Annotated in this window: 5 protein-coding genes; all 5 read left to right on the top strand. The window is 67.1% G+C overall.

Annotated features, from left to right (window positions below; translation table 11 throughout):
• Nucleotides 1-615: 615 nt before the first annotated feature.
• Complete coding sequence (locus FJY73_13290; protein MBM3321630.1) at nt 616-2,937, top strand: M23 family metallopeptidase; 2,322 nt, start codon at nt 616-618, stop codon at nt 2,935-2,937.
• Nucleotides 2,934-6,383, top strand: a complete 3,450-nt coding sequence (dnaE, locus tag FJY73_13285; GenBank protein MBM3321629.1) for a DNA polymerase III subunit alpha — start codon at nt 2,934-2,936, stop codon at nt 6,381-6,383. The genes FJY73_13290 and dnaE overlap by 4 nt, the downstream gene beginning before the upstream one ends.
• Nucleotides 6,384-6,402: 19 nt before the next feature.
• Entirely contained in the window at nt 6,403-7,341 is a 939-nt protein-coding gene (gene queG / locus FJY73_13280; GenBank protein ID MBM3321628.1) for a tRNA epoxyqueuosine(34) reductase QueG, read from the top strand.
• A gap of 2 nt (nt 7,342-7,343) precedes the next feature.
• Nucleotides 7,344-7,871: a peptide deformylase gene (gene def / locus FJY73_13275; GenBank protein MBM3321627.1), complete on the top strand. Its 528-nt coding sequence runs from the start codon at nt 7,344-7,346 to the stop codon at nt 7,869-7,871.
• A gap of 369 nt (nt 7,872-8,240) precedes the next feature.
• Nucleotides 8,241-8,551: hypothetical protein (locus FJY73_13270; protein MBM3321626.1), on the top strand; the 311-nt coding region annotated here is incomplete at its 3' end.

Below are 8,551 nucleotides of genomic sequence, written 5' to 3'. Positions count from 1 at the left end.
GCGGGTTCGGATTACGGTTCTCACCGCCGGGAGAATAGCATGTCGCCCGGCGATCGGCAACCGGGGAGCGGTCCGGGCGCCGGCGCTCTCCGTTCCCACCATCGCCGCCCGCCGTGGTGATGTCCTCGGACGGCGGGTCACTCCTTCGCGCCGCATGCGCGAAGGAGCTTCCTCGCCACCCCGTCGCTCTTCGCGACGGGGAGCCCCGGCTCGGCCCTGTCGGCGGCTGTCCGCTCAATGCTCCCCCTTCGCGCTTCGCGCTCCGGGGACTCCCTCGGGGGAAATAGGGTATCAGGTACCGACTTAGAGGGGTATCAGGTACCGATTCGCGCGCGGCATCTTTGAGCAAGCGAGCGCCTGTCGCTGCCGGAAACAGACAATGGTGGGCGGAGGTGCGACAGGCGGCGTAGCATACGGGCCGAAATCGGTATTGTGTCCCTGAATCACTTGAATGAGGGAGGAAGGCTTCGGTCACCTCTCGCCGCCTGTTGACAGCCCCCGAGCGCGGTGATAGATTGCGCATGGAGCTGTTCTCGCGGGCGAAGTGGTGTGCGGGGAAGCGCTTCGCAGGTTCCCGAGACGGAGGGCCTCGCAAAGGACTCGTCGGGTCCGAACATGAACAGAAGGTTGGGTCTCGCGGTCGCGCTTCTTGTCGTCGCGGGAGGGGCGCGCGCCGGAACCGCCTCGGGCAAGACCGAGTACGTTTGGCCGCTGTCGTATCGCAGCTGTTTGACTTCTTCCTTCGCCGAATACCGCCAGGACCATTTTCACGCGGGGATCGATCTTTCCACCGGAGGTAAAACGGGTTTCAAGGTTCGCGCCGTCGCGAGCGGAGAGGTCTACCGGGTCCGCGCCTCTCCGATCGGGTACGGGAAGACCGCCTATCTTCTCCTCCCCGACGGAAAGATCGCCGTGTACGCGCATCTCAGCGACTTCGCCCCGGGGCTTCTCCGCCTCGTCGAGGAGGAACAGAACCGGCGGGGGAGCTACACGATCGATCTTCTTCTTCCGCGAGGAACCTATCCGGTGGCGGCGGGCGAGGTGATCGGCTACAGCGGGCAAACCGGCGCGGGCTCTCCGCATCTCCATTTCGAGCTGCGCGACGGCGAGGACGTCCCCTTGAACCCGCTCCGCCACGGGTTCGCGATCCAGGACGACGTCCCGCCGACGATCCGCTCGGTCATCCTCACGCCGCTCGAGAGCGACGCGCGCGTGGACGGATCGATTCGACCGCTCACGATTCCGTTCGAATGGTCGCCGAGCGAGCTCTGCTTTCGGACCGACCGGACCGTGCGCATCGAGGGCCCGGTCGGCGTCCTCATCATGGCCGACGACCGGCAGACCGCGTGCGACCAGCGCTTCGGCGTCTTCAGCCTCGACCTCCACGTCGACGAGGAGATCGCGTATCGCTCGCGCTTCGATCGCTTCTCCTACGACAAGGCGGGGTTGGTCGGGATTGAGTACGATCAGGGAATGATCGAGAGAGGCGGGGGCACGTATCACCGTCTCTACACCGCGGCGACGAACCTTCTCCCCTTCACCCTCACCGACAGGCGCCACGCCGGCGTGATCGTCGGCTCGGGACGCGGCGCGTACGGAGAGGGGATCGTCCTCTCCGAGGGCCTTCACTACGTCGAGGGGGTGGCGACGGACGCGAACGGGAACGTCTCGCGCGCGGTGCTCGGAACGGTGGTCGGCGCCCTCCCGGAGATCCGGCGCGCGCAGGTGGTGGACGACGACGAGGTCACCGTCTTCCTCGAGGGCTCTCCGGGCGAGATCGGGGACTTCGTCGTCTCCCGCTCGCTGAACGGGGGCCGTCACTGGGAGTCGAGAAACGCGCGCTACGCGGTCGAGAGGGACGCGTGGGTCGCGCGGGGGTTCCCCGTTCTTTCGCAGCGGATGCCCCTTCTCTTCCGCGTCGACGTAGCGACGCTCTCGGGGGCGCACCGCCGCCCGCTCTTTCTCTATCGCAACTACGAGGCGGTTCCCACTCCGGAACCCGAGATGACCCTCCGGACCGAGTACCACGCGGACGCGGCGCTCGTCGTTCTCGAGATCACGCGCGCGCATCCCTACAAGATCGACGCGAAGGTGCTTCGCGACAACCGCTCGCCTCTCCGTCTGGTGATGGAGCAGACGGACGCGACCCGCTACGAAGGGGTCGTTCCGCTCCGCGATCTCGAGTCGGAGCCGGCCTGGGTGACGGTGGCGCTTCGGGGAACCGGCGACTCGGAGTGGTCGACGCTCGCGAAGATCCGCGCGGTTCGGGTTCCGGCTCTTCTCGGCGGCGAGGTCCGCGACGAGGAGGGGATGGCCTCCATCCGCCTCCCGTCCGCCGCTCTCGTGCGGGACACCTACTTCCGCGTCGAGAAGGAGCAGGGGCCTCTTCTCGAGCGCGGGCTTTCCTACATCAGCCCGTCCTACCGGTTCGAGCCGGCGAGCGCCCTCCTTCGCGGAAACGCGACGATCCGGATCCGCCCGTTCGCCGCCGGGACCGAGGGGGAAGGGGTCGGGCTCTACCGGATGGACGCGCACGGCAGGTGGCGTTTCGTGAGCCGCCGCGAGAGCTCCGGCGACGCCGACTTCTCCGTCTCCACCTCGCGGCTCTCCCGGTTCGCGCTCATCCGCGACCAAGAGCCCCCGAGCGTGTACGGGCTCCGTCCCGCGCCCGGATCGGTGGTCGGGACGACGAGGCCGCGCCTCCAGGCGAAGGTGTCCGACGTGGGGGCCGGGTTCGACGCCGAGGGGGTGCAGATGTTCCTCGACGGGCGGCGCGTGATCGCGGAGTTCGATCCCGAGCGCGAGCTGATCTTCTACGGCGTCAAGAGCCCTCTCGGCATCGGCTCTCACCGGTTCGCGGTCGAGGCGACCGACCGGGCGGGGAACGTCGAGAAGAGCGAGTCGACCTTTTACGTGTCCGGGGATTCGGATCGATGACGGGGCGGGGAGCGGCGTTCGTCCATCTGCACAACCACAGCGACTACAGCCTCCTCGACGGCGCTTTGAAAGTAAAGGATCTCGCCGCCCGCGCGGCCGAGGAGGGGATGCCGGCCGTCGCGCTCACCGACCACGGCAACCTGTTCGGCGCGGTTCATTTCTACGAGGCGGCCCGGCGGCGCGGCGTGAAGCCGATCATCGGATGCGAGACGTACCTCACCCTCGGAAGCCGCCACGACAAGAAGAGCGCGCGCTCCGGCGGGGAGCGCACGTACCACCTCGTTCTTCTCGCGAAGAACCGGACCGGCTTTCTCAACCTGATCAAGCTCTCGTCCTCGGCGTATCTCGAGGGTTTCTACTACCGGCCGCGGATCGATCCGGAGATCCTCGCCGAGCGAAGCGAGGGGCTCATCGCGCTCACCGCCTGCATGCAGGGACCGGTCGCCGTGCCGGTTCTCTCGGACGATCCGGAGACCGCCGCCGCGCGCGCGGGCCTTCTCTCCGATATCTTCGGGAAGGGGAACCTCTTCATCGAGCTGCAACATCACGGCCTCGAGGCGGAGACGCGGGCGGTCCGCGGGCTTCTCGACGTCGCCCGAAGGCTGGATCTTCCGGTCGTCGCGACGAACGACTGCCACTACCTCACGCCCGATCACGCCGATTCGCACGATCTGCTCCTCTGCATCGGAACCGGAAAGGACCGGAACGATCCGAACCGCCTTCGATACGAGACGAAGAGGAACCACTTCGCCACGGCGGCCGAGATGGAAGAGGCGTTCCGCGAGATCCCCGAGGCGCTCCTGAACACGCTCGTCGTCGCGGACCGGACCGACCTCACGCTCGATCTCGGCGGCGCGCATCTCCCCGAGTTCCCCGTCCCGCCCGGCCACGCGGATCTCGACGCGTACCTCGAGCATCTCGCGTGGGAAGCGCTCCCCGCCCGCTATCCGGACGCCGGCGAGGCGGTGAAGGATCGCGTCCGCTTCGAGCTCTCCGTGATCCGAAAGGTCGGCTACGCGGGGTACTTCCTCATCGTGCGCGACTTCATCCAGGCGGCGAAGGAGCGGGGCATCCCGGTCGGTCCGGGGCGCGGATCCGCGGCGGGGAGCATCGTCTCCTATCTTCTCGGCATCACCGATCTCGATCCGATCCGCTTCTCGCTCCTCTTCGAGCGTTTCTTGAACCCCGAACGAGTGAGCCTCCCCGACATCGACATCGACTTCTGCTTCGAGCGGCGCGGCGAGGTGATCGATTACGTCACGCGGAAATACGGGGAGCGGAGCGTCGCGCAGATCATCACATTCGGGACGATGGCGGCGCGCGCGGCGATCCGGGACGTCGGGCGCGTTCTCGGGATCCCCTACGGGGAGGTCGACCGGATCGCGAAGCTCGTTCCGGGAGACATCGGCATGACGCTCGACAAGGCGCTCGAGACATCGCCCGACCTTCGCACGCTCGTCGAATCGACCCCCGCCTACCGGGATCTCCTCCGGCACGCGCGGAACCTCGAGGGAACCTCGCGCCACGCCTCGACGCACGCGGCCGGCGTGCTGATTGCGCCGGGCGACCTCACCGACTTCGTTCCTCTCTATCGCACATCGACGGACGAGCGGACGACGCAGTGGGACATGAAGGCGTGCGAGAAGGCGGGGCTTCTCAAGATCGATTTTCTCGGGCTCCGAACGCTCACCGTGCTCCACGGCGCCGTTCGCCTGATCGAAGAGGAAAGGGGCGAGTCGATCGATCTCTCCCGGATTCCCCTTGACGATCCGGAGACGTTCCGGCTCCTTTCGGCGGGGAACACGGCCGGCGTCTTTCAGCTCGAGTCGTCGGGGATGCGCGACCTTCTCGTTCGCCTCCAGCCGAGCGCGTTCGAGGATATCGTCGCCGTGAACGCGCTCTTCCGCCCGGGCCCCTTGCGGAGCGGGATGGTCGACGACTTCATCGACCGGAAGCACGGGAAGAAGAAGATCGAGTACCTCCACCCCGCGCTCGATCCGATTCTCGCCGAGACGTACGGCGTGATCCTCTATCAAGAGCAGGTGATGCAGATCGCCCACGTGATGGGCGGGTTCACGCTCGCCGAGGCGGACATCCTTCGGCGCGCGATCGGGAAGAAGCAGAAGGCGGAGATGGTCGACAACCGAACCCGCTTCGTCGAGCGGGCGGTCGAGAAAGGCTTCCGCCGGGCGGTCGCCGAGAAGATGTTCGACCTGATGGGGTTCTTCGCCGAGTACGGTTTCAACAAGTCGCACTCGACCGCGTACGCTCTCCTCTCGTACCAGACCGCGTACTTGAAGGCTCACCATCCGCGCGAGTTCCTGGCCGCCTCGCTCACGAGCGAGATGAGCGACACGGACCGCGTGGTCGTTCTGATCGGCGAGCTCCAGCGGCTCCGCATCCCGCTTCTTCCACCGGACATCAACCGTTCACAGATCGAGTTTTCCTGTGAAGGGGAGGGAATCCGCTTCGGGCTCGGCGCGGTGAAGAACGTCGGGCGCTCCGCGATCGAATCGATGCTCGCCGCGCGCGGGACGAACGGTCCCTTCCGAAGCCTCTTCCATTTCTGTGAGGAGCTCGATCTCCGGCTCGTGAACAAGAGGGTGATCGAGTCGCTCATCCAGGCGGGCGCTCTCGACTCGGTCGGGGCGAACCGCGCGGCGCTCCACGCGGCGGCCGAGGCGGCCCTCGAGCGGGGGGGCCGCCTCCAGAACGATCGGAACCGCGGCCAGACCCTTCTCTTCGAGGGGGGGGCGGGGGGTGTTCTTCTCGAGCCGCCCCTTCCGGAGACGGCGACCTGGAGCCGGCGGGAGACGCTCGAACGGGAGAAGGCGGTGACCGGGTTCTACGTGACCGGCCATCCGCTCTCCGACTACGCGGACGAGATGAGCCTTGCGAACGCCTCCGCCGCGAACCTGGGGCGGATGCGGGACGGGGAGCGGGTCGCTCTCGCCGGGATCGTGACCGGACGGCGGACGATCCTCGACAAGAAGGGGGAGACGATGGCGTTCGTGCAGGTCGAGGACCTCACCGGAACGGCCGAGGCGATCGTCTTCGCGCGCGCCTACAGACGATTCGCGCCCCTGCTCGACTCGGAGGAGCCGCTCCTCTTTCGCGGGATCGTGAGCGCCAGGAGCGACGACGCGCCGAAAGTCTCCGTCGACGAGATCCTCCTTCTTCGTGAGTGCCGGTCGCGCTTCGCCAAGCTCCTTCAGATCCGCGCGCCGATCGAGGCGTTCGGGGAGGACGCTCTCCGGGAAATCCGCGAGCTCCTCGACGCGCACCCGGGGAACGTTCCGGTCCGCATCGTGGTCGACACGGACGCGGGCCTCGTCGAGATGCGCTCGCGGCGTTATCGAGTCGATCCGGACGAGGACCTTCTCGCGCGGCTCAAGGCGACGGTGGGAGAGCGGAACGTCTCCCTCGTCGGCGATGCGGCCGCGTGAGCGCGGGGTGCGTCCGGCCATGACCCCCGAGGACGCGCTCCTCGCGATCGGCGAGGAGGCGAGGCGCCTCGGGTTCGCTTCGTTCGGGGTCGCGCCCGCCGCCGTTCCCGACGTCGAGAAAGAGCGGCTCGATCGCTGGCTCCGCGAGGGGATGCACGGAACGATGGGCTGGATGGTCCGGAGCGCCGCCGCGCGCAAGGACCCGGCTCTCGTTCTACCCGGCGCGCGCTCCGTGTGGATCGGGGCGGTCGGCTACTTCCATCCTTCCCGCTCGTGGACGGGAGGGGGGCGCGTGTCGATGTACGCCGCCGGGCGCGACTACCACAACGTTCTTCGCCCGCTCCTTCGAAAGCTCCTCCGCACGGTGGCCGCGGTTCTCCCCGGCGCTCGCGCCCGCCCCTTCGTCGACTCGGCGCCCGTCCTCGAGAAGCTCTTCGCCGAGCGGGCCGGAATCGGCTGGCGCGGAAAGAACGGGAACCTCATCCTGCCGGGGGCCGGTTCCTGGTTCTTCCTCGGCGGGTTTCTCATCGATCGGGATCTTCCCGCGGGCGCTCCGGCCGCCGACCGCTGCGGCTCGTGCACCGCGTGCCTCGAGGCGTGCCCGACCGGGGCGATCCCGCGCCCCTATGTGGTCGACGGATCGCGCTGCATTTCCTATCTTACGATCGAGCATCGGGGAGAGGTCGCGCCCGATCTCGCGCGCCGGTCCGGCGACTGGGTGTTCGGGTGCGACATCTGCCAAGAGGTGTGTCCCTGGAACCGGTTCGCGCGCGCCGCGAGCCGCGCGGACTTCCGCCCGCGGGAGGAGATTCGGACGCTCACGCTTCCGAAGGCCCTCGCGCTCGGCCGCGAGCGGTTCGAGCGGCTCTTCGAGGGGAGCCCCGTTCGACGGGCCGGCTGGGATCGATTCCGGGGGAGCGCCCAGAGGGCGATCGAGAACATGAGGAGAGACGCGTAGCCATGCCCCACCCGATTCGTCTGTACGGCGATCCGATCCTTCGCGGGCACGCCCGCGAGGTGGAACATTTCGACGAGGACCTCCGCGCGTTCGCCGAGGAGATGATCGAGAGCATGCGCGCGGGGGAGGGGATCGGGCTCGCGGCGCCTCAGGTCGGACGCTCGATCCGTCTCATCGTGGTCGAGGCGGAGGCGGTCGGTGAGGACGTGGAGGAGCCGCGGGTCCTCGTGAACCCGGAGATCGTCGCCCTCTCAAAGGAGAGGACCCTCTTCGAGGAGGGTTGCCTCTCGATCCCCGGCGTGCGCGCCGACGTCGAGCGCCCCGACGCGATCACGATCCGCTTTCGAACGACGGACGGGAAGACGGCCAAGGAGCGCGCGGAAGGCCTCTACGCCCGCGTGCTGCAACACGAGATCGATCACCTGAACGGAAAGCTCTTCATCGACCATCTCGGCATGGCCGAGAGGAACCTCCTTCGCAAGAAGCTCCGCGAGATCCGGGAACGCGCGGCGGAGGTGCCGCGGAGCTGATTCCCGAGGCACGCGCCTACGCGGGCTACCCTTTGCTTCCGTTCGCATGGAAAGGAGCCCGGTCGCCGGTTCGCAGTGGATTCCCCAAACGATCTTGCTTCGAGGGAGCCTCCGACCCGCCTCACGATCCGTTCGCCACGGCGACCTTTTCCCACTGCTGGTTTTTTCATCCGGCACATCTTGACATGTAAGCAGGTGGATGCTAGTTGTGAAACGAAAGCGAATGCAACAAACATGCGATCAGCCGATCGGGAAACCTAATCGTGTCGTTTTGCGATAGGGAACCTTCCGCTCCTTTGGCTCGGGATCTCCTCTCCCGATCGGCCTTCCGGAGCCGAAGGACTTCGGCGATCGAACCGGAAGGTCGCGGTGATCGGCCCGAGCTTCCTCGGGACCGAGCTCGAGAACTATGCCAACGAGATCGACTGGATGGACAGCTACGAGGCGGGTTACTACCCGTTCGACGATGCGAACAACTCCGATGCACTCCGGGCTCTCATCGACAGTCTCGTTCGGACGGAGGGAATCCGCGACTTCGTGCTCTTCGGGGAATCCTACGAGCCGAACGGAGCGACGGTCGAAAACAACACCCTGCCTCTCTGCTATACCGCGGATCCGGAATCAACGTTCGGCTCGTGGACGGACAATGTAGCCCACGTGTACGAGTACGAGTCGGCCGG

The sequence above is a fragment of the Candidatus Eisenbacteria bacterium genome (assembly GCA_016867715.1).
GTDB lineage: Bacteria > Orphanbacterota > Orphanbacteria > Orphanbacterales > Orphanbacteraceae > VGIW01.
Note: the sequence above shows the minus strand (reverse complement) of the source record. Positions and strands in the feature narration are given on the sequence as shown.